Below are 2,500 nucleotides of genomic sequence, written 5' to 3' on the forward strand. Positions count from 1 at the left end.
CGACCGTCCCTATTAATCATTACGATGGTCCTAGAAACCAACAAAATAGAACCAAACGTCCTATTCTATTATTCCATGCTAATATATTCGAGCAATACGCCTGCTTTGAACACTCTAATTTTTTCAAAGTAAAAGTCCCGGTTCGCCAAGAGCCACAAGGACTCAAGGTTAGCCAGAAGGAAAGGCCCCGTTGGAAATCCAGTACACGAAAAAATCGGACCGGCCAACCGGGCCCAAAGTTCAACTACGAGCTTTTTAACTGCAACAACTTTAATATACGCTATTGGAGCTGGAATTACCGCGGCTGCTGGCACCAGACTTGCCCTCCAATTGTTCCTCGTTAAGGTATTTACATTGTACTCATTCCAATTACAAGACCCGAATGGGCCCTGTATCGTTATTTATTGTCACTACCTCCCTGAATTAGGATTGGGTAATTTGCGCGCCTGCTGCCTTCCTTGGATGTGGTAGCCGTTTCTCAGGCTCCCTCTCCGGAATCGAACCCTTATTCCCCGTTACCCGTTGAAACCATGGTAGGCCACTATCCTACCATCGAAAGTTGATAGGGCAGAAATTTGAATGAACCATCGCCAGCACAAGGCCATGCGATTCGAAAAGTTATTATGAATCATCAAAGAGTCCGAAGACATTGATTTTTTATCTAATAAATACATCTCTTCCAAAGGGTCGAGATTTTAAGCATGTATTAGCTCTAGAATTACCACAGTTATACCATGTAGTAAAGGAACTATCAAATAAACGATAACTGATTTAATGAGCCATTCGCAGTTTCACTGTATAAATTGCTTATACTTAGACATGCATGGCTTAATCTTTGAGACAAGCATATGACTACTGGCAGGATCAACCAGATAACTATCTTAAAAGAAGAAGCAACAAGCAGTAAAAAAGAAAGAAACCGAAATCTCTTTTTTTTTTCCCACCCATTCCCTCTTGCTAGAAGATACTTATTGAGTTTGGAAACAGCTGAAATTCCAGAAAAATTGCTTTTTCAGGTCTCTCTGCTGCCGGAAATGCTCTCTGTTCAAAAAGCTTTTACACTCTTGACCAGCGCACTCCGTCACCATACCATAGCACTCTTTGAGTTTCCTCTAATCAGGTTCCACCAAACAGATACCCCGGTGTTTCACGGAATGGTACGTTTGATATCGCTGATTTGAGAGGAGGTTACACTTGAAGAATCACAGTCTTGCGACCGGCTATTCAACAAGGCATTCCCCCAAGTTTGAATTCTTTGAAATAGATTGCTATTAGCTAGTAATCCACCAAATCCTTCGCTGCTCACCAATGGAATCGCAAGATGCCCACGATGAGACTGTTCAGGTTAAACGCAAAAGAAACACACTCTGGGAATTTCTTCCCAAATTGTATCTCTCAATACGCATCAACCCATGTCAATTAAACACGCTGTATAGAGACTAGGCAGATCTGACGATCACCTAGCGACTCTCTCCACCGTTTGACGAGGCCATTTACAAAAACATAACGAACGACAAGCCTACTCGAATTCGTTTCCAAACTCTTTTCGAACTTGTCTTCAACTGCTTTCGCATGAAGTACCTCCCAACTACTTTTCCTCACACTTGTACTCCATGACTAAACCCCCCCTCCCATTACAAACTAAAATCTTACTTTTATTTTCTTTTGCCCTCTCTGTCGCTCTGCCTTAACTACGTATTTCTTGCCGAGAAAAACTTCAATTTAAGCTATTCTCCAAAAATCTTAGCGTATATTTTTTTCTTTTTTTTTTCCAAAGTGACAGGTGCCCCGGGTAACCCAGTTCCTCACTTTTTTTTACTGCGGAAGCGGAAGCGGAAAATACGGAAGCGGAAAATACGGAAGCGGAAAATACGGAAGCGGAAAATACGGAAACGCGCGGGAACATACAAAATATACCTTTCTCACACAAGAAATATATGCTACTTGCAAAATATCATACCAAAAAACTTTTCACAACCGAAACCAAAACCAACGGATATCATACATTACACTACCACCATTCAAACTTTACTACTATCCTCCCTTCAGTTTCCCTTTTTCTGCCTTTTTCGGTGACGGAAATACGCTTCAGAGACCCTAAAGGGAAATCCATGCCATAACAGGAAAGTAACATCCCAATGCGGACTATACCACCCCACCACACTCCTACCAATAATGGTAACTATTCTATGTTTTCTTACTCCTATGTCTATTCATCTTTCATCTGACTACCTAATACTATGCAAAAATGTAAAATTATCACACAAAACATAAACAATCAAAATCAGCCATTTCCGCACCTTTTCCTCTGTCCACTTTCAACCGTCCCTCCAAATGTAAAATGGCCTATCGGAATACATTTTCTACATCCTAACTACTATAAAACAACCTTTAGACTTACGTTTGCTACTCTCATGGTCTCAATACTGCCGCCGAAATTCTGTCCCACATACTAAATCTCTTCCCGTCATTATCGCCCGCATCCGGTGCCGTAAATGCA

General features: G+C 41.4%; 1 other annotated feature.

The window, feature by feature from the left end:
* Positions 1–272 precede the first annotated feature (272 nt).
* Positions 273–872 (minus strand) — a sequence feature (16S ribosomal RNA rRNA prediction is too short).
* Between the last annotated feature and the right edge of the window lie 1,628 nt (positions 873–2,500).

Source organism: Brachyspira hampsonii, from assembly GCF_001746205.1.
Taxonomy (GTDB): Bacteria; Spirochaetota; Brachyspiria; order Brachyspirales; family Brachyspiraceae; genus Brachyspira; species Brachyspira hampsonii_B.